The 20,424-nt window shown below is 38.6% G+C and carries 18 protein-coding genes; 17 read left to right on the top strand and 1 reads right to left on the bottom strand.

All coding sequences use genetic code 11. The features are described 5' to 3' along the window. The first annotated feature begins 164 nt into the window (after positions 1 to 164). Positions 165 to 1,214, top strand: a complete 1,050-nt coding sequence (holA, locus tag NV377_RS17820; RefSeq protein WP_258202144.1) for a DNA polymerase III subunit delta — start codon at positions 165 to 167, stop codon at positions 1,212 to 1,214. 324 nt (positions 1,215 to 1,538) lie between these two features. Here the strand turns inward: holA and rpsT are convergent, their stop codons facing one another. Further along, positions 1,539 to 1,811 (bottom strand): 30S ribosomal protein S20, encoded by a 273-nt coding sequence (gene rpsT / locus NV377_RS17825; RefSeq protein ID WP_258202145.1) that lies wholly within the window; start codon positions 1,809 to 1,811, stop codon positions 1,539 to 1,541. Positions 1,812 to 2,001: 190 nt separating this feature from the next. Here rpsT and gpr point away from each other — a divergent pair, with 190 nt between their 5' ends. From gpr to mtaB, 16 genes are all read left to right on the top strand, one after another. After that, positions 2,002 to 3,006 carry a GPR endopeptidase gene (gene gpr / locus NV377_RS17830; protein WP_258202146.1) on the top strand — a complete coding sequence of 335 codons (1,005 nt, stop codon included), beginning with the start codon at positions 2,002 to 2,004 and terminating at the stop codon, positions 3,004 to 3,006. Between the two features lie 207 nt (positions 3,007 to 3,213). After that, positions 3,214 to 4,326: a stage II sporulation protein P gene (spoIIP, locus tag NV377_RS17835; protein ID WP_258202147.1), complete on the top strand. Its 1,113-nt coding sequence runs from the start codon at positions 3,214 to 3,216 to the stop codon at positions 4,324 to 4,326. 39 nt (positions 4,327 to 4,365) lie between these two features. Continuing rightward, on the top strand, positions 4,366 to 4,806 hold the full coding sequence (locus NV377_RS17840) for a hypothetical protein (RefSeq protein WP_258202148.1): 441 nt from the start codon (positions 4,366 to 4,368) through the stop codon (positions 4,804 to 4,806). 337 nt (positions 4,807 to 5,143) lie between these two features. Continuing rightward, positions 5,144 to 6,961: a translation elongation factor 4 gene (lepA, locus tag NV377_RS17845; protein ID WP_258202149.1), complete on the top strand. Its 1,818-nt coding sequence runs from the start codon at positions 5,144 to 5,146 to the stop codon at positions 6,959 to 6,961. Positions 6,962 to 7,203: 242 nt separating this feature from the next. Next, on the top strand, positions 7,204 to 8,367 hold the full coding sequence (gene hemW / locus NV377_RS17850; RefSeq protein ID WP_258202150.1) for a radical SAM family heme chaperone HemW: 1,164 nt from the start codon (positions 7,204 to 7,206) through the stop codon (positions 8,365 to 8,367). A gap of 90 nt (positions 8,368 to 8,457) precedes the next feature. Next, a complete protein-coding gene (locus tag NV377_RS17855) occupies positions 8,458 to 8,928 on the top strand; it encodes an N-acetyltransferase (protein WP_258202151.1) in 471 nt (156 codons plus the stop codon). Between the two features lie 143 nt (positions 8,929 to 9,071). Then, entirely contained in the window at positions 9,072 to 10,097 is a 1,026-nt protein-coding gene (gene hrcA / locus NV377_RS17860; protein WP_258202152.1) for a heat-inducible transcriptional repressor HrcA, read from the top strand. A 32-nt stretch (positions 10,098 to 10,129) separates the two neighbouring features. Then, entirely contained in the window at positions 10,130 to 10,717 is a 588-nt protein-coding gene (grpE, locus tag NV377_RS17865) for a nucleotide exchange factor GrpE (RefSeq protein ID WP_258202153.1), read from the top strand. A gap of 401 nt (positions 10,718 to 11,118) precedes the next feature. Beyond that, entirely contained in the window at positions 11,119 to 12,954 is a 1,836-nt protein-coding gene (dnaK, locus tag NV377_RS17870; protein ID WP_258202154.1) for a molecular chaperone DnaK, read from the top strand. 317 nt (positions 12,955 to 13,271) lie between these two features. Then, entirely contained in the window at positions 13,272 to 14,402 is a 1,131-nt protein-coding gene (gene dnaJ, locus NV377_RS17875; RefSeq protein ID WP_258202155.1) for a molecular chaperone DnaJ, read from the top strand. Positions 14,403 to 14,600: 198 nt separating this feature from the next. After that, positions 14,601 to 14,771, top strand: coding sequence for a pilus assembly protein PilM (locus NV377_RS17880; RefSeq protein ID WP_258202156.1), 171 nt, complete (start codon positions 14,601 to 14,603; stop codon positions 14,769 to 14,771). A 116-nt stretch (positions 14,772 to 14,887) separates the two neighbouring features. Next, positions 14,888 to 15,853: a hypothetical protein gene (locus NV377_RS17885; protein ID WP_258202157.1), complete on the top strand. Its 966-nt coding sequence runs from the start codon at positions 14,888 to 14,890 to the stop codon at positions 15,851 to 15,853. Positions 15,854 to 16,371: 518 nt separating this feature from the next. Next, positions 16,372 to 17,349, top strand: a complete 978-nt coding sequence (gene prmA, locus NV377_RS17890) for a 50S ribosomal protein L11 methyltransferase (protein ID WP_258202158.1) — start codon at positions 16,372 to 16,374, stop codon at positions 17,347 to 17,349. Then, entirely contained in the window at positions 17,349 to 18,011 is a 663-nt protein-coding gene (locus NV377_RS17895; RefSeq protein WP_258202159.1) for a site-2 protease family protein, read from the top strand. The genes prmA and NV377_RS17895 overlap by 1 nt, the downstream gene beginning before the upstream one ends. A 62-nt stretch (positions 18,012 to 18,073) precedes the next feature. Beyond that, positions 18,074 to 18,856, top strand: coding sequence for a 16S rRNA (uracil(1498)-N(3))-methyltransferase (locus tag NV377_RS17900; protein WP_258202160.1), 783 nt, complete (start codon positions 18,074 to 18,076; stop codon positions 18,854 to 18,856). Positions 18,857 to 18,859: 3 nt separating this feature from the next. After that, positions 18,860 to 20,224, top strand: coding sequence for a tRNA (N(6)-L-threonylcarbamoyladenosine(37)-C(2))-methylthiotransferase MtaB (gene mtaB, locus NV377_RS17905; protein WP_258202161.1), 1,365 nt, complete (start codon positions 18,860 to 18,862; stop codon positions 20,222 to 20,224). Positions 20,225 to 20,424: the final 200 nt, after the last annotated feature.

Here is a 20,424-nt window from a genome sequence, read left to right on the forward strand (position 1 = left end):
TTATTGCACTTTTAGTAAGACAGTGTTACACTTTGTGTCGTTAAAACCAATTAGATAGGTTTTAGTTAAAGATAATGATAAAATTATTAATATAAGTATAAGTTCAAAAAGCGGGATTTTTGAACAACCTCTATATAACATGAGATAATTTAGGTGGTGGTAAGGTGGATGCAAAAGATGTGATCAAAGATGTTCAAAATGGTAATTTCAAACCATTTTATGTCGTATACGGAAAAGATCGTTATCGAATGGAACAATTTATAGATCTAGTCAAGAACAAAGTATTTACTGATGAAGAACAAGGTATGGGAATTATTAAGTTTGATACGTCTGAAACGCCATTGGAAGAAATTGTACTTGAAGCGGAGTCTCCTTCATTTTTTCTTGATAAAAAATTAATTATTGTTAGAGATAGTTCAATTATGTGTGCTGCTATTAAGGAGAGTAACAAGATAGAACATCATGCTGACTCCCTTTTGAAGTATATGGAATATCCACTTGAGAGTTCGATCATTGTTTTTGCAGTGTATGCAGAAAAATTAGATGAACGTAAAAAACTTGTAAAGCAGATGAAGGAAAGAAGATGTGTTGTTCATTTCCCAGAGTTAGATCATAATCAGTTGAAACAGTGGCTAACTAAACTAGCAGGTGATCAAGGCAGATCAATGCAAGTTGAAGGAGCAGAGCTACTTATTAGTCGTGTTGGTGTATCTATGCAACAGCTCTCACAAGAGTTGAACAAGCTTTGTTTGCATGTTGGTGATGGTGGGAAGATCACTGAGGAATTAGTGGCACAGTTGACAACGACTACTGTAGAAGAGGATGTATTCGCTCTAGTAGATGCTATCGTCAATATTAAATTAACTCCGGCACTTTCTATGTATCGTCAACTATTAATTCGCAAAGAAGAGCCAATTAAGCTAGTAGCGCTAATAGCTCGCCAATTGCGGATGATGCTACAGATTAAAGAATTAGAACAGCATCATTATAGCCCCCAGCAAATGGCTGGTATTCTTGGTGCACATCCGTATAGTGTGAAGCTTGCTGCAGAAAAGGCAAGACATTATGAGATAAAGCAGCTAGCCCTACTATTAAGTTCTTTAGCAGATCTAGATTATGGTATGAAAACAGGTCAAGTTGATAAAGCACTTGGGTTGGAGTTGTATATACTATCACTAGGGAGTACATATCGAATGCAATTCTCTCATAGATGAAGTTCAAAACAGTCACTTGTGATCACGATGATAATGCTTACGTAGCTTAGTCTGCGTCGAATATGCCCCCCATCGAAAGCCTGCGTGTGCTCACGTACCAATAACGTACGCTGTGCTACTCGTTTTCGCTGTGGGGCATCTTCTTGGTGCTGACAAGCAAATGTTTTGAACCTTTATTTTAAGATAAACGTCAAATAGCGGACTTTGATAATGATGATTGACTTCGTCGTATATTCAACATGGAATATGAAGCGAAAAAACTAAAAATAAACATAAAAAAATCCTCTCCTTGAATAAGGTGAGGATTTTATCGTTCATCAGCTATTATGCTTGAGCGCTAAGAGCGTTAAGTTTTTTAGCAAGACGAGATTTTTTACGAGCAGCAGCATTTTTATGAATTAGGCCTTTAGTAACAGCCTTGTCCAATTTTTTTGAAGCATTGATCAAAGCAGATTTAGCTACTTCAACATCAGTGCCTGCGATTGCTACATCAGCAACTTTAACTGCAGAACGAAGAGCAGAACGTTGAGAAGCGTTCAAAGCACGACGTTTTTCATTCGTTTTAACACGTTTGATAGCGGATTTAATGTTTGGCATGGAATTCACCTCCTAGACTAGTCAAGCGTTTCTTTCCAGAAACCTTATCAACACAACTTAAAATATATTATCATGATGGATACTAAAAAGCAATAGCAGAGCGGTTCTTAATCAATAAAATCAATATTGCATGAAATGGATATATATCGCTAACAATATGCTTACAACGTAATGAGAAGGTGGGAAAATAATGACTTCAATTGATATGCAACAATATAATGTGAGAACTGATCTTGCCTTGGAAGCCGTTGAAATGGCAGTGGAACTAAGTGGCGATGCAATAGCAGGCGTTGCAATGGAAACTGATGAGGATAATGGAATTAAAATCACTAGACTTCATGTTCAAGATCAAATAGGTTCTAATGCAATTGGAAAAATGATCGGCCACTATGTCACTCTTGAAGTTCCTGAACTACGTAATGGTGATACAACCTTGCAGGATAGAGTTGCAACAGCTATGGCCAAAGAATTTGAGCAATTCCTTGTTCGCTTAGAAATTCCCAAAGATGCAAAAGTACTTATTGTAGGACTGGGCAACTGGAATGTAACGCCAGATGCACTTGGTCCTATCGTTGTAGAAAATGTGATGGTGACGAGACATTTCTTTGAACTAATGCCCAATGATGTTGCTCCTGGTTATCGTCCGGTAAGTGCTGTCTCCCCTGGTGTGTTAGGCATAACAGGAATTGAATCCAGTGAAATCGTAAAAGGTATTGTGGATCAGTCGAAACCTGATCTAATTATAGCAATCGATGCCCTCGCTTCTAAGTCAATTGAACGAGTAAATACAACGATACAAATCGCAGATACTGGTATTCACCCTGGATCTGGTATCGGAAATAAACGTAAAGGACTTACACTTGAAAGTCTAGGGGTTAAGACGATTGCGATTGGAGTACCAACAGTACTCTATGCAGCAACGATTGTGAACAATACTATTGATCTAATGCGCAATCATCTATCTAAAGAAGATGGAGACAATGATCGGATTTTTGGATTGTTGAACAAGATGAGTGAACAGGAACGTTTAACGTTTGTAAAAGAAGTATTAGACCCAATTGGGCATAATATGCTCGTGACACCGAAAGAAATTGATGAATTTATTGAAGATGTAGGTAATATTATTGCAAGTGGATTGAATGCTGCATTACATGATGCGATTGATACAAGTAATGTAGCAGCCTATACACACTAATGATTCGCATGTTGGCCACTAGAAAGTAGCGATTTGCTATTACTCTAGTGGCTTTTTCATTATAAATGAGGATGTTTGTAAATAAGTAATATCGTCTACCGAAGTTATATCTATAAAAATGTAAATATCTGTTCTACTATAATCTGAAAATTCATAGAGTATTAATAGATTACTAGACTAGTGGTAGAGAGAAAGGGGAGACCCGCATTGGAAAGAAGAATGACAATTCCACATAATGAACAAGATTGGAACGAATTGAATGAAATATGGAAGTTTGCAAAACGATTTTTAATAATGGTACTTGTTACTATGGTTGCGGTAGTAGTTATCGGAGCTGGAGCATTAATACGAGTTAATTTGGCAGATACTAATACGACAACAGAGTCAGGACTTACCCTCCAAGTCGAAAATAAATATGTGCAAGGAATGTTAGCTGAAGAATTGCCCATATATGCTTCATACCAACCAACGCAATCATTTTCAATGAGTCAACTAGGTATATGGCTATTTAAACAAATAACTGGTGTCAGTAAGACTAATACTAATGTTGCAGCTATTGATAATAGTCTTGATCAACAACAGATGAATGATTTACTTGATGAATGGAATGAACCAAAAGATGGTGTAGATTCTAATGGAATAGTACCTGTAGAACCAACAGCGAAACCTAGTGATGTTACTTCAGTAAAAGGGGATGATAGTGTAGTTTTTATCTATCACACTCACAATAGAGAATCATGGAATAGCGAGATTCAAGAAGGAGAAAGCAATGCTAGCTCCAAATCGAAAAATATTACATTAGTCGGAAAACGTATAGCGCAACAACTTGAAGACAAAGGTATTGGCGCAATGGTATCAGATACAGATTATCCAACAGTGATACCTAATTATGAATGGAGTTATAGTTACAAATATTCAAAAAAGACAGTAAAAGAAGCTATTGCCAGCAATGATAATCTCAAATATTTCTTTGATATACATCGTGATTCGCAAGCGCGTAAATATACAACTGCAGAAATTGATGGAGTCAGTTATGCACAAGTGTTTTTTATTATCGGACAACGCAATACTAATTGGAAAGAAAATGAAGCATTTGCTAAGAAGATAAATGAAAAGATAGAAGAGAAGTATCCAGGTTTATCACGAGGTATATTAGGGAAAACTGCTGCTACTGGTAATGCAGAGTACAATCAATCTCTAGCTGAACAAAATGTACTCATTGAAGTGGGTGGAATAGAGAATACGCTAGAGGAATCATACCGTACGGCAGATGTGCTTGCTGAAATTATATCTGAAATATATGAAGAAAGTAAAAAATAGGTACATATTACATTGGTAATGAGAGGGAGCGTGAACGAGATGTTTCGAGGTAAAGCTTGGAAATGGCTATTAGTAGGAAGTGCAATGACGATCATTGTGCTTTATATGTTGGAGATGACCACGACTGGAATTGAGCGAGTATATGGTCCACTATCTCCTCAACAATCTGTTGCTCTTCAACAAAATGAAGCATATGAAGCTCCTGATACAACCAATCCATCCTCAGAAACAGTAACGATAGATCCTTCACTTTCGCCAATTGAACAGGAGATTGCGGCACTTGAACAAGAGGTTGCTCGCTTGAAGAAGCAAACTTTGGAAAATGAAAAGACACATCTACAATCGCAATTGTTACTTAATGAAGCTGCAGAGCAACCTGCTGTGAATCGTTTAGCGGATACAACTTCTGGTGTTCTTCAAAATGCTTCTAGTTCAGGGATGCAGTACATCGCTCAATTGTTCAGCAAGGTCATAAATTAATAGGGGTAGTTCAAAAAGCGAACTTTGATAACGAGTATGCTAAAGTAGCCTATTCGACATCGAATATGAAGCGAACTTGGGAAGTCCGGGCCGCGTGTACCAATAACGTACACCGGCGCTTCCTCCTTCTTCAAGAAGCTCTTCATCTTCTCGACTTGCGAAAGCCCCCTTTTTGAACTCTCATTGGAAGATGTAGTTCAAAAAATCATATTTTTACGCAAGCGACGCTCTATTTGTGTGTCGCTTGAAAAGTTTTCACCTTCTCCATTGATGTACCCAACGCTTACTGTTATAATAGGTTGATTGATTTCATTCAAGGATTGTGTGGGGGTTTGGCATGACCGACGTTCGTGAAAGACAGAAGAAAATTAGAAATTTTTCTATTATTGCTCATATTGACCATGGTAAGTCAACATTAGCAGACCGCTTATTAGAAGTAACGGGCTCGTTAACTTCCCGTGAAATGCAAGCTCAGTTTCTAGATAATATGGATCTTGAGCGTGAGCGTGGGATAACAATTAAATTGCAATCCGTTCGATTATCGTATCGTGCAAAAGATGGAGAAGATTACATTCTTAATCTCATTGATACGCCAGGGCATGTCGATTTTACATATGAGGTTTCACGAAGCTTAGCAGCTTGTGAAGGGGCATTGTTAGTCGTGGATGCGGCACAAGGTATTGAAGCACAGACTTTGGCGAATGTATATTTGGCATTAGACAATAACCTTGAGATTCTTCCGGTTATTAACAAGATTGATTTGCCAAGTGCAGAGCCTGAGCGTGTTAGGCAAGAGGTAGAGGATGTTATCGGGATTGATGCTAGTGAGGCAGTACTCGCTTCAGCAAAAGCAGGTATCGGAATTGTTGAGATACTTGAACAAGTTGTTGAAAAAGTACCAGCACCTACGGGTGACCCTGACCAACCATTGAAGGCACTAATCTTTGACTCGCATTATGATGCATATAAAGGCGTTATCGTATATGTTCGGGTAATGGATGGTGGAATTAAAGCAGGTCAGAAAATTCGGTTTATGGCAACTAAAGCGGAATTTGAAGTTATCGAAGTAGGAGTATTCTCACCTCGAGCTACTGTAATCGATGAATTACGCGTTGGTGATGTAGGTTTTGTTGTGGCAGGTATTAAAAATGTGAAAGATACTCGTGTCGGTGATACGATTACTGACGCAATTAAACCGGCCCCAGAAGCATTGCCTGGTTACCGTCGTATTAATCCTATGGTATACTGTGGTCTTTATCCAATTGATTCTCAAGATTACAACGATCTTCGTGATGCTCTAGAGAAACTTGAACTTAATGATGCATCTTTACGTTACGAACCAGAATCTTCAACAGCATTAGGATTTGGCTTCCGTTGTGGTTTCCTAGGTCTATTGCATATGGAGATTATTCAAGAACGTATTGAGCGTGAGTTCAATATTCCACTAATTACAACAGCACCAAGCGTAATTTACAAAATTACTTTAACAAACGGTGAGACGTATAATATCGACAATCCATCTAACTATCCAGAAATCGGTAAATTAGATTTTGTTGAAGAGCCATTCGTTAAAGCAAGTATAATTGTTCCAAATGATTATGTTGGAGCTATTATGGAACTTTGTCAGAACAAACGCGGTGAATTCGTTAATATGGAATACTTAGATGAAAATCGAGTAACGATTATTTACGAAATGCCTTTAGCAGAAATAGTATATGATTTCTTTGATCAATTGAAATCTAGCACAAAAGGATATGCATCATTCGATTATGAGATTTCTGGCTACCGCCGCTCTAATCTAGTGAAGATGGACATTATGTTGAATGGAGAACAAGTCGATGCTTTATCTGTCATTGTTCACCGTGATCGTGCATTCCATCGTGGTCGCATCATTTGTGGTAAACTTAAAGGTCTTATTCCTAGACAAATGTTTGAAGTTCCAATTCAAGCTTCGATCGGAACGAAAATTATCGCTCGTGAAACAGTAAAAGCGATGCGTAAAAACGTTCTAGCAAAATGTTACGGTGGTGATATTAGCCGTAAACGTAAATTGTTAGAGAAGCAAAAAGAAGGTAAGAAACGTATGAAGCAAGTAGGTAGCGTTGAAGTGCCTCAAGAAGCTTTCATGGCGGTTCTGAAGATCGACGAAGATTAATGGAATAACATACACTTCATGCAAAGATGAAGTATCTATTGAGGGTTGCCCAATCGTCGTTTCGAGGAGCGATAATGGGCAGCCCTTTTTATATAGTATATTGAATGCTTACGAAGTAACTTTTCATTCTCTTGAGAGTTACAAGAAGTATCATGAAAAGTAAAGTCAATGCTTACGATGTTACTTTTCATTCGATTCAAGAATTACAAGAAGTATCATGAAAAGTTTTAGGAGGTTAGCAAATGCAACCGATACCACAAGCTTTATATATTCACATCCCGTTTTGTACGAATAAATGTCATTATTGTGACTTTACTTCTTATATATTGAAGGGACAACCAGTTGATGCTTACTTAGATGCACTTGAGCTTGAGATGCAACGAACAGTGGAGATATGGAAGCCAGAAACGATCAAAACCGTATTTGTTGGCGGTGGAACACCAACTGTTTTAACGCCTCCTCAGATGGAGAAGTTTCTTGCGTCTGTTAGACGTTGGTTCCCACTTGCTGATGATGTTGAATTTTCGATGGAAGCTAATCCTGGCACAACAGATAAGGATAAGTTACAAGCAATGTTCGATGGTGGTGTCAATCGATTGAGTTTTGGCGTGCAGTCGTTTGATAATGAATTATTGAAACGAATTGGACGTATACATGAAGTAGAAGATGTGTATCGTAGTCTTGAAAATGCGAGAGCAATTGGTTTTACGAATATGTCGATCGACTTAATGTTCGGCTTGCCTGGTCAAACTGTCGAATTATTAGAAGATAGTGTACGTAAAGCATTAGAACTTGATTTGCCACATTACTCACTTTATAGCTTGAAAATTGAAGAGAATACATTGTTCCACAAACTTTATGAAAGTAACCAATTAGTACTTCCTCATGAAGATGATGAATATGCAATGTTTCTCCTATTAATGGAGAGAATTAAAGAGCGTGGCTATAAACATTATGAGATCAGCAACTTCGCTAAGCCTGGTTTTGAGAGTAAGCATAATTCTACCTATTGGCGTAATGAGCCGTATTATGGACTAGGAACTGGTGCGCATGGTTATGTCAATCGAGAGCGACATGTCAATATTAAAGGTGTTCAACCTTATATTGAGGCCTGCAAAACAAAGTTACCTCGTCTAGATCAATTTGAGGTATCTGAACAAGAAGCGATGGAAGACTTTATGATGGTTGGTTTACGTCTCGCAGATGGTGTTAAATCATCCGTATTCCATGCTCAATTCCCTAATGAAACGCTAGATTATCATTTTGGAACGATAATTAACGATCAAATGGACAAAGGCTTGTTAGAACGTGTAGAAATACAAGATGATATCATCTACCGATTAACCGATAAAGGGCTGCTACTGGGCAACGAAGTGTTTGCAGCATTTCTTGAAGATAGGGAATAAATAGGATTGCATAATCCTCCGAAATGATGTATATTCATTCATATTGACTGTATAATTATGAATGAGTACTTTTCGGAGGTGAAGGCAGCTATGCAAACACTACATGTTTTATGTAGAAATGCTACGTCAGATGATGTAGAATCTTTGTATCAATTAATTAAAGGTTACGCTGAGAAAGGAATCATGCTGCCTCGATCGAAGGAAGCACTTATTCGCAGCATAGACACTTTTGTTGTTGCCGAAGTGGATGGAAAATTCGTTGGATGCGGAGCATTAACGAGACTAGGTGATGATTTAGTAGAAATTCGTTCACTTGGTATGACCGAGGGTTATAAAGGTTATGGCATTGGTGGGAAAATTGTAGATCGCCTTATTGAAAATGCGCAAGCACAAGGCATTAGTAAAATAATGGCGTTAACATATGCGGTATCATTTTTTTTGAGAAATGACTTTACGGTTGTTGAAAAAGAGATTTTTCCTGAGAAAGTGTGGACAGATTGTATTAGCTGTCCAAAACGTCATGCATGCGATGAAATCGCAGTTATGAAAAAAATCCTATAAATTATTAATATAAATACCAAATCGACTTGACAATAATCAGACCGATTTGGTATTTTTGTATTAACGATTAGCACTCGGGGTTGATGAGTGCTAACGAAATAGATTATAATAAGTTTTACACCTTAAGAATGGAGGAATGAGAAATGCTAACAGAACGACAAAGGTTGATTTTAAAAGCGATAGTGGATGATTATATCCGATCAGCAGAACCGGTCGGATCAAGGAGCATTTCTAAGCGTGATGATATTGGTTATAGTCCAGCTACTATTCGTAATGAAATGGCGGACTTAGAAGAACTTGGATTTCTTGAACAACCACATACATCTGCAGGTCGAATTCCTTCAACAAGAGGTTATCGTTACTATGTAGATCATTTAATTAATAAAACCGAGACTTCTGAAATTGATCATTCCGTCATTCGCTCATTTGTAACAGATGAGATGAATCGTATGGAACAAGTTATCCAACATGCTGCACTTGTACTATCGAACTTAACCAATTACACATCTATTTTATTAGGACCTGAATTATTTACTAATTCATTACAGCATTTTGGTTTAATCCCATTAACTGATACGAGTGCCGTTGCGATAATTGTTACGAATACAGGGCATGTTGAAAATCGTACAATACAATTGCCTCAAGGATTATCCATGGACCAATTACAGCAAGTGACGAATATTTTGAATGCGAAGCTTGCAGGTGTGCCACTGTTCCATTTGAAAGCAAAACTGTACGCTGAGGTAGGCCAGGAACTTGAACGCTATGTCGGTCATTTTGAAGGTCTTCTTAACGTTATCGATGATGCGTTGAAACAAGGGGACGAGCATCGCGTATTTATGAGTGGTGCAACCAATATGTTGATACAACCTGAGTTCAAAGATGTTGATAAGGTTAAGACGATTCTGGATATGCTAGAGGAGACGCCTACAGTGATGAAGTTGTTTTCTGCATCTCCACAAGGGATACAAGTTCGTATTGGATCGGAAAATGATCATATAGCCATCACAGATTGCAGTATAATTACAGCAACTTATGCGCTAGATGGAAATGTGCTTGGTACGATTGGAATTCTCGGCCCAACTCGGATGGAATATGAAAAAGTAATCCGTTACTTAGATCTAATCTCCAAAGATGTGGGTACAGCAATGAGTCGTTGGTATAAATGAGTAAGTTCTAACTAATTCAAGGAGGTGATAGGGTGAGTACTAAGAAGCAAAATAATGAATTCGTTGATACTGCGACTGAGCAGGTCGATTCAGATATGAATCACGATGAAGTGAATGAGACTACCCAACAAGCTGCCCAAGAGCCGCAAGTTAATGAGGTGACTGAGGAAAATTCGCAAACAGTTGAATTGTTAGCACAATTAGACGAGGCACAGCAAAAATTACTTAGAGTTCAAGCAGACTTTGATAATTTCCGTCGTAGAACTCAGAAAGAAAAAGAAGAGCTTGCGAAATATGCATCAGCTAAACTAGTCGAAAATCTACTTCCAACTGTTGATAATTTTGATCGTGCTATCGCAGCTTCAGCTGCTAATCAAGACTATGACGCATTGGCAAAAGGTGTAGACATGATCTTCCGTCTACTTATGAGTACGGTGGAAGCTGAAGGTTTAATAACGATGGATACGATTGGTCAACCATTCAATCCTGAATATCATCAAGCGGTTATGACTGTTGAAACTGATGAATATGAAGAAGGTATTATCGTTGAGGAACTTCAAAAAGGTTACTTGATTAAGGATAAAGTAATAAGACCAGCGATGGTTAAAGTTAGTGGCTAACAGTAGATGTAGTTCAAAAAGCGGACTTTGATAACGAAGATTAGGCTAACGTAGCATATTCGACATCGAATATGAAGCGAACTTGGAAAGTGCGGTTCGCGTGTACCAAAAACGTACACTTGCGCTTCCGCCTTTCTCAAGTAGCGCTTCATCTTCTCGATTCTGAAAGCCCGCTTTTTGAACCTCTATTTTAAGGGTAGTTCAAAAAGCAAACCTGAACACCTATAGAAACAATGCTTCAAAAACAATATAAAAAGTTTAGATTATGGTTACGTAGTAACTTTTTGTTACATGGAAGTTACGTCGTGAAGCCACAAAAAGTTTAATTAATGCTTTTGAAGTGCTTTATATTAAAGGAAGCATTTCAAGAAAAATATAAAAAGTTTTAGGAGGAAATTAAAATGAGTAAAGTTATTGGTATTGACTTAGGTACAACAAACTCTTGCGTTGCTGTTATGGAAGGCGGAGAAGCAGTCGTAATTCCTAACCCAGAAGGTAGTCGTACGACTGCATCTGTTGTAGGTTTCAAAAAAGATGGTGAGCGTATTGTAGGTGAAACTGCAAAACGTCAAGCGATTACTAACCCAGATCGTACAATTATGTCTATCAAGCGTCACATGGGTAGTAACCATAAAGAAACGATTGATGGAAAAGAATATTCTCCTCAAGAAATTTCTGCAATTATTTTACAAAAACTAAAAGCTGATGCAGAAGCTTATCTTGGCCAAACTGTAACTCAAGCAGTAATTACAGTTCCTGCATACTTCAATGATAGCCAACGTCAAGCAACTAAAGATGCTGGTAAAATCGCTGGACTAGAAGTTCTACGTATTGTCAACGAGCCTACTGCTGCAGCACTTGCATACGGTATGGAGAAATCAGAAGATCAAACAATTCTAGTATATGACCTTGGTGGCGGTACGTTTGACGTATCTATTCTTGAACTTGGTGATGGTTTCTTCGAAGTTAAAGCAACAAGTGGTGATAACATGCTTGGTGGCGATGACTTTGACCAAGTGATCATTGATTACATCGTTGCAGAATTCAAAAAAGAACAAGGCGTAGACCTTTCAAAAGATAAATCAGCTGTACAACGTCTAAAAGACGCTGCTGAAAAAGCTAAAAAAGAACTTTCTGGCGTATTAACAACGACAATTTCATTGCCGTTCATTACTATGGTAGATAGCGTACCTCAACATTTAGAGTTAAACTTAACTCGTGCGAAATTCGATGAGATTTCTGCTGCTCTTGTTGAGCGTACAATGGTTCCTGCTCGTCAAGCATTGAAAGATGCTGGTCTTTCTACAAGTGAGATCGATCGTGTTGTACTAGTTGGTGGTTCTACTCGTATTCCAGCTGTACAAGATGCAGTTAAAAAACTTATCGGTAAAGACCCACATAAAGGCGTTAACCCGGATGAAGTTGTTGCTCTAGGTGCTGCTGTTCAAGCAGGTGTCTTAACTGGTGATGTTAAAGATGTTGTTCTTCTAGACGTAACTCCACTATCTCTTGGTATTGAAACAGCAGGTGGCGTATTTACTAAAATGATCGATCGTAATACGACGATTCCAACTAGTAAATCTCAAGTTTATTCCACATATGCTGACAACCAACCTGGTGTAGAAATTCATGTTCTACAAGGTGAGCGTTCTATGGCAGCTGGTAACAAAACATTAGGTCGGTTCCAATTAAACGATATTCCACCAGCACCACGTGGAGTACCTCAAATCGAAGTAACGTTTGATATCGATGCGAACGGTATTGTTAATGTTTCTGCACTTGATAAAGGTACAGGTAAGAGCCAAAATATTACAATTACATCTTCTGGCGGCTTAAGCGACGCTGATATCGAAGCTATGATGAAAGAAGCAGAACTTCATGCTGAAGAAGATAACAAACGTAAAGAGTTAGTTGAGGCGAAAAACAGTGCTGACCAACTTGTATACCAAACAGAGAAAACATTGAAAGATCTAGAAGGTAAAGTTGATGAAGCTGAAGTTGCTAAAGCTAACGAAGCAAAAGAAAAAGTTACAGCAGCTATTGCTACTGATGATCTTGAAGCAATCAAATCAGCTACTGATGCATTGATGGAAATCGTACAACAACTGTCTACTAAACTTTATGAACAAGCGGCGCAAGCTGAAGGTCAAGGCGAACCAACTCAAGCAGAAGGTTCTGCAAAAGGTAAAGACAATGTTGTAGATGCTGATTATGAAGTAGTAGATGACAACAAGTAATATGTAACGGGTGAGAGGTCAAAGACAGGCTACCCCTGCCTTTGACCTCTTTTTACCTGTGATCACGGTGTTACCTATTATCACGAAGATTAGGCTAGCGTAGCTTCTTCGGCGGCGAAGATGCCATTCATCGTTTGTTCCGGTGCTCATGTACCAATAACGTACATTCCGCTCCTCACTGCTCTAGCTTCATAGCATCTTCTTCGTGCTGACAGGTAACGATGTTACCTTGTGCTCCTAGCTTGATGGCAATTTCTTTGTACTGACAAATAACAATATTGCACTTATATTAATAAAATAGATGGAGGTGAGATCAATTGGCAAATAAACGTGATTATTATGAAGTGCTAGGTGTTGGTAAAGACTCCTCGGCAGAAGATGTGAAGAAGGCGTACCGTAAATTAGCGCGTCAATATCATCCAGACGTTAATAAGGAAGCAGATGCAGAGACGAAGTTCAAAGAAGTGAAAGAAGCTTACGATGTACTAAGTGATGATAGCAAACGCGATACTTATGATCGTTTTGGTCATGTTGATCCAAACCAAGGCATGGGCGGCGCTGGTGGCGCTGACTTCGGAGGCGGTTTTGGAGATATATTTGATATGTTCTTTGGTGGTGGCGGAGGTAGACAACGTGATCCTAATGCCCCGCAACGTGGTAATGACTTACAATATACGATGACAATTGAATTCAAGGAAGCGGTATTCGGTAAAGAAACTGAAATTACGATTCCTCGAACAGAAAATTGCGATACATGTTCTGGTTCAGGTGCGAAACCTGGAACGACACCAAAAACATGTTCAACTTGTCATGGTTCAGGACAACAAGAAGTGGTTCAGAATACACCATTTGGTCGTATTGCTAATCGTCGTGTATGTCAAACTTGTCGTGGTACTGGTAAAATCATTCCAGAAAAATGTACAACTTGCCAAGGCGAAGGTCGCGTGAAGAAACAACGCCGTATTAAAGTTAATATTCCTGCAGGTGTTGATGAAGGCTCTCAAATTCGCATTAGTGGTGAAGGTGAGGGTGGATCAAAAGGTGGCCCAGCGGGTGATCTTTACATCGTTCTGCGCGTGAAGAGTCATGAATTCTTTGATCGTGAAGGAGATGACATCTATTGTGAAGTACCGATTAACTTCGTGCAAGCTGCATTAGGTGCTGAGATCGAAATTCCGACACTGAATGAACGTGTGAAACTGAAAATTCCAGCGGGGACACAAACAGGCACATACTTCCGCCTGAAAGGCAAAGGTGTACCTAAGCTTCGTGGGATTGGTGCTGGTGATCAACATGTGAAAGTTACTGTTGTAACGCCAACTAAGCTATCAGATGAGCAAAAGGAATTACTTCGTCAATTCGGTGGTTCGAGTGAACCTGCTACTGTAACTGAAGAACACCATGAATCGATTTTTGATAAAATGAAAAGAGCTTTTCGTGGAGAGTAATCAATCCAAATAAGGGAGAGGATTCTGTACCTATACGTAGGTAGAGGTCCTCTTTTTGTTATTTAATACAAGATGTCTAGCCTATGGAGATGAATAGTTCTCGACAGTATGTTCATACTAAAGTTGATGAAATAATTTGCTTCTGATGAAACTAATCAAACGGAGAAGTTTACTAGTGGATTAAGGGAGGGCATCATTATGTATAACGAGAAAAATGAAATAAAAAAGGTTAACTTCGGTGATTTACCAGTCAATTGGGATGAAGAGGAATTTGCGGAAGAATTGACGGTAGATGATCAAGAAGACCGTCGATCATTAGATGTGAATAGTAGGGCAAGTGATACAGAGCGAAAGTCTAATAAGTTCTAGAAATATAACGAGCAATAAAAAGATAGGGTTCTTAGAATTATCCTCTTATGGTAGACAGTGGTAAAAGGGTTCAGATATGATGGACTTAACATTGTTAACGATAGGGGGATTTTTTAATGGATAAACAGAAAGTAATCATTGTTTTATTAGTTTTGAATTTAATAGTAATGTTGTATTTCGGAAATTCTCTCGGAAAGAAAATCAATAATTACGAAGTACAAACTAATGAGATAATGAACTCCATACAAAATAATATGATCTCATTAGAAAATGGAATTATTAACGGAGTGGGTAATGAGCTGAGAGCTCAGGCTGACAAGATTGCCCGGGTTGACTATACTTTGATTGATGTTGATCCCGTGCAGAAAAAAGCACAGATCGGGATAGTGATTACCTTAAAAGAGGTATCTCCATTAGCCGAAATTTCTATCTCCTATAGTGCTCAGGATGACGAAGAATCAAAGGAGGCAGTTCTAGTTAACCAAAGTGGGTTGATCTACGGTAGTAAGTTAGAAATGTCACTTGATCATAATTATCGATTTGATGTATGGGAGAAAAGCGCCTCTACAGGGCAAAAAAAATTGAATGTATCCGAGCAACTGCTTCCGCTTTTTGACGATATTTATGCAAACCGTGTTACCATGAACGGCAGCGGAACTGGAATTTCACAGGATCAGCTTGATGTGGACTTTTCATTTTCTATTAAGGATTTGGGATTTACAGGAATGGAAATGGAACAGGTGCTTATGCAAATATTGAAAGACAACGAGCAGTACGATGAAATCGATGTGACAGGACAAATAGAGCAGCATGCGGGCAATTACGCTCAAATAGAAAATAAATACAAGGTTTCAATTGCTGCTGGGCAAATTGATCAATCCGTCACTTTGGAGCAATTCGCGATCGACAATGGGTATGAACCTGAACAAGGTGAGCAAGACGTTAACTTGCAATACTCATATAAGCATCACATTGTGTTAGCAAATGACTACCCGGAACTTAAACTAGATGCTGCATCAGCTAAACAATTAAGCTTCAAATTAATCATCAAGTTCAAGGACGGGTATACTTATACAATGTAAACACGACACAACGATACTAATAAAACAGGCAGTGCAAAAGTCAGTTTCCTCGATGACTTTTGCACTGCCTTAATTCATTTATTCTTCCGTATATTGTCAAGGCAGATGGGCTTTAACATCATACATTTGCACAGAACTACTGATGATGTAGCTAGGCTGTTCTTGACCACGTTTTTCACGATGTCCTGCAATATGTTCAGGTGATTTCTCCCAACTTTTCCAATCCTCTGTAAACTCCTAACGAATCAATACGACGACTTCCTCTTGTTCCTAAGAACGGCGGTTAACCATAACAGTACGATCAATGAAGCCTTTCATTTTATCGACTAATCCTTGACTACTTTTCAGTGCAATCATAATCTTTCTATAGTAACGATAATCATTCTCAACGACAAATAAAAAAAGCCAAGTAACTCTTTCAAGATTTCTAGCTAGCCTTTGTCAATAGCATCTAGCTGTTGTACAATAGACATTAGGCTTAATGTAAATGTGCCGTAAAGAGATGGAGGGTATACATAATGAAATGGTATGAACTTACGATTGCAACAACAGAGGTTGCAACTGAAATGATATCGAATTTTTTGCATGAGAATGGTGCAGGTGGCGTATCGATCGAGGAGTCAGAGAATATGAACAAACCTCGTGATACGAAGTATGGTGAATGGTATGATCGTGCACTTAATGATATTCCTGAAGGTGTTGCGATTATTAAAGGTTACTTCACCGAAGAAGTAAATATGGATCAGCTAATTGCTGACATAACACCTCGTGTAGAAGAACTTAGAGAATTTGGCATCGACCCTGGTAATGTCGAGTATACTTACGTGGAAGTTGATGACGATGATTGGGCTAATGCATGGAAAGAGTTTTTCCATCCGATTAAAATTACTGATCGTATAACTATTAAACCAACTTGGGAGCACTATGAATCATCTGAAGGTGAAATCATTATTGAGCTTGACCCGGGAATGGCTTTCGGAACGGGTACACATCCGACGACATCACTTTGCTTGAAAACACTTGAAGCAGTCATTCAAGGCGGAGAGGAAATGATCGATGTAGGTACAGGTTCAGGAGTGCTAGCTATTGGAGCGTTGAAGCTTGGTGTGAAAAATGTATTAGCTCTTGATCTTGATCCAGTTGCCGTGTCTAGTGCGATCGAAAATATTAACTTAAACAATTTATCTAATCGTGCAGAAGTGAAACTAAGTGATCTGTTAGGCGTACTTAGAAGTAATGATGATACAGATGGTTTAACTGTCAAACCGCCAGTAGATCTTGTTGTCGCGAATATTTTGGCAGAAATTATTATGCTATTTGTTGATGATGTATTCGAAGCGTTGAAACCAGGTGGTACTTATATCGCTTCTGGTATTTGGAAAAACAAAGAAGAATTAGTAGAACAAGGACTAATTGCAGCAGGATTTGAAATTGCGGACAAACATCGTGATGAGGATTGGCTTGCTTTCGTTGCTCGTAAGCCACAGGTGAACTAATGAACTTTAGTAATTTTCCATTTGACGAACTGCCGTTTATCGTATTGGTTTTACTTATTGCATTTACTGTGCATGAGTTTGCTCATGCGTATAGTGCTTATAAATTTGGTGATGACACGGCTTATCGTGAAGGACGTGTCTCACTGAACCCAATGGTTCATTTGGATTGGTTAGGTTTTATTCTAATCATTATTGCTGGATTTGGATGGGCAAAGCCCGTACCAGTTAGGGCTAGTCGGTTTAAAAATCCTCGCGTCATGAGTGTTATAGTGTCACTAGTTGGACCACTGAGTAACTTAATTTTAGGTATTATTTCGATTATTGGATTTGTAATATTAGCTAAAACAGGGGTGCTTTATGCAGGTTCTGAAGGTGTAACGAATGCACTTATTTTGTTTTTTGGATTAATGATTCAATATAACTTCTTGTTATTCGTGTTTAACTTAATTCCATTGCCACCACTTGATGGCTATCGCATCGTAGCGGAATTCCTTCCATTACGTACACGCTACAAAGTGGAACAAAATGCTCATTGGGGTTCAATTATATTTTTGTTAATTGTATTTATTCCACCATTGAGAGCAGTTACCATTAGTCCAGTGTTACAGCTTGGGGAGAACATGAGTGCAAGTATTCTTACTTTCTTTATGTCAATTTTATAGAATCAATTTAGAAGTAATTAAATTCAATAACGGCTAGTTATATTGGTTAAAGGATGAATGGAATGCAAAGATATTTTGTAAGCAAAGAGCAATTTATACAGAATGGTATTGTCATTCAAGATGAAGATGCTCATCATATGATTCGAGTGATGCGTATGAAGGAAGGCGATCAAGTTATTGTAAGCGACGGACAAGAGCGAACGGTTCTAGCAGAAATTACAGAACTTGAGTCCAAGCAGGTTCAACTTACGATCGTTGAGCAATTGCCACTAGATGCCGAGTCGAAGTGGAAAGTTTCCATTGCACAAGGGCTACCTAAAGGTGACAAGATGGAACTTATCGTACAGAAATGTACAGAGATAGGAGCAGCTTCATTTATTCCATTTGAGTCTGAGCGAGTCATTGTTCAATATGATCGGAAGAAAGAAGCCAAACGGATTGAACGCTGGAGTAAAATTGCTAAAGAGGCAGCGGAGCAAGCGCATCGAAATAGTATCCCAACGATAGCTGAGCCGCATAGTTGGAAGCAGTTGCTCAATAGTTTTGAACAATATGATCTTGTTCTTTTCTGTTATGAGAAAGTAGATGGAGAAGGTCAAGGTATTCATCTTAAGAATGTACTGTCACCATTCAAAGAACAATGTACAGCTGAGGGAATTAGTTCTCCGACGATATTGCTTATAGCGGGTCCGGAAGGTGGATTTGCAGAGCGAGAGGCAGAGCAAGCCGAAAGTGCAGGAGCTAAGCTAGTTGGGTTAGGGAAAAGAATATTGCGTGCTGAAACAGCGGGAATAGTGGGTCTATCCTGTGTACTATATGAATCGGGTGAGATGGGAGGCGTGTGACCTATGTCAACGGTCGCATTTTATACGCTAGGCTGTAAAGTAAACTTTTACGATACAGAGGCAATTTGGCAAGTTTTTAAGGACAATAACTATGAGCAAGTTGATTTTGAATCAACCGCTGATGTATATCTTATTAATACTTGTACTGTAACGAATACTGGTGACAAAAAAAGTCGCCAAATCATTCGTCGTGCAGTTCGTCGTAATCCTGATGCAATTATTGCTGTTACAGGTTGCTATGCTCAAACTTCTCCAGCGGAAATAATGGCGATCGAAGGCGTTGATCTTGTTATTGGTACACAAGATCGCGACAAAATAATGACATATGTACAACAAATCCAAGAAGAACGTCAACCAGTTAATGCTGTACGCAACATTATGAAAACTCGTCATTTTGAGGAACTTGATGTGCCAAGTTTTACGGAACGCACTAGAGCATTTCTGAAAATACAAGAAGGCTGTAATAATTTCTGTACATTTTGCATTATTCCATGGTCACGTGGCCTGTCTCGCTCTCGTGAGGCACACATTGTTATCGAGCAAGCGAAGCAATTAGTTGCTTCTGATTATAAAGAAATCGTACTTACTGGCATTCATACAGGTGGTTACGGAGACGATATAGAAGATTACAATCTAACCCGTCTACTATGGGATTTAGATAAAGTAGACGGTTTGGAACGTATTCGTATTAGCTCTATCGAAGCTAGTCAGATAGACGATGAGATGATAGAGGTATTGAACAAATCTTCAAAAATGTGCCGTCATTTACATATTCCACTTCAAGCAGGTGAGAATAGTGTCTTAAAGCGAATGCGCAGGAAATATACAACGGAGCAATTTGCAGAGAAAGTAAGACGTTTGAAAGAAGCGATGCCTGGCGTAGCCATTACAACTGATATTATCGTTGGATTCCCTGGCGAAACGGATGAATCATTTGAAGCGGGATATCGCTTTATGGAAGAACTAGGTTTTTCTGAGATGCATGTATTTCCATATTCCAAACGTACAGGTACTCCTGCTGCACGTATGGTTGATCAAGTTGATGAAGAAGTGAAAAATGAACGTGTTCATCGTCTCATTGAACTATCTGAAAAAATGCAATTGCAATATGCTCGGAATTTCGTTGGGGAACTATTAGACGTCATTCCAGAACGAGAGCATAAAGGTTATGAAGGTAGTGGTCTAATTAGTGGGCATTCTGATAACTATATTACCGTTGTATTTGAGGGATCTGAAGATCTTATTGGTCAGATTTGCCGAGTGAAAATTACCGAGGCGGGCGTGAACGAATGTAAAGGTCAGCTTGTTCGTGTGTTACAGAGTTATTCCGATGTAATTGACACACCTCATATTGCAATACAGGCCTAATATTAAATTAATCCTTCAGTGAATACAGATTAAGGATTTCTTATACTTCTTTCTTAAGAAGAGGATAGGGAATCCTTTCTTGCTTATTTTTAGAGGTAGTTTTTTTTTTTTGAACTTCCTCAAATACAATGAGAGTTCAAAAAGTGGGATTTCAGGATCGAGAAGATGGAGCGCTACTTGAGAAAGGTGGAAGCGCAAGT

The organism is Paenibacillus endoradicis, from assembly GCF_024721975.1.

Excerpts from the sequence above, each read along its gene's own strand:
- hrcA (WP_258202152.1), top strand. The coding sequence starts at position 9,072 with ATGCTAACAGAACGACAAAGGTTGATTTTAAAAGCGATAGTGGATGAT.
- mtaB (WP_258202161.1), top strand. The coding sequence starts at position 18,860 with ATGTCAACGGTCGCATTTTATACGCTAGGCTGTAAAGTAAACTTTTAC.
- dnaK (WP_258202154.1), top strand. The coding sequence starts at position 11,119 with ATGAGTAAAGTTATTGGTATTGACTTAGGTACAACAAACTCTTGCGTT.
- gpr (WP_258202146.1), top strand. The coding sequence starts at position 2,002 with ATGACTTCAATTGATATGCAACAATATAATGTGAGAACTGATCTTGCC.
- NV377_RS17880 (WP_258202156.1), top strand. The coding sequence starts at position 14,601 with ATGTATAACGAGAAAAATGAAATAAAAAAGGTTAACTTCGGTGATTTA.
- lepA (WP_258202149.1), top strand. The coding sequence starts at position 5,144 with ATGACCGACGTTCGTGAAAGACAGAAGAAAATTAGAAATTTTTCTATT.
- NV377_RS17885 (WP_258202157.1), top strand. The coding sequence starts at position 14,888 with ATGGATAAACAGAAAGTAATCATTGTTTTATTAGTTTTGAATTTAATA.
- NV377_RS17900 (WP_258202160.1), top strand. The coding sequence starts at position 18,074 with ATGCAAAGATATTTTGTAAGCAAAGAGCAATTTATACAGAATGGTATT.
- rpsT (WP_258202145.1), bottom strand. The coding sequence starts at position 1,811 with ATGCCAAACATTAAATCCGCTATCAAACGTGTTAAAACGAATGAAAAA.
- NV377_RS17895 (WP_258202159.1), top strand. The coding sequence starts at position 17,349 with ATGAACTTTAGTAATTTTCCATTTGACGAACTGCCGTTTATCGTATTG.
- NV377_RS17855 (WP_258202151.1), top strand. The coding sequence starts at position 8,458 with ATGCAAACACTACATGTTTTATGTAGAAATGCTACGTCAGATGATGTA.
- prmA (WP_258202158.1), top strand. The coding sequence starts at position 16,372 with ATGAAATGGTATGAACTTACGATTGCAACAACAGAGGTTGCAACTGAA.
- hemW (WP_258202150.1), top strand. The coding sequence starts at position 7,204 with ATGCAACCGATACCACAAGCTTTATATATTCACATCCCGTTTTGTACG.
- NV377_RS17840 (WP_258202148.1), top strand. The coding sequence starts at position 4,366 with ATGTTTCGAGGTAAAGCTTGGAAATGGCTATTAGTAGGAAGTGCAATG.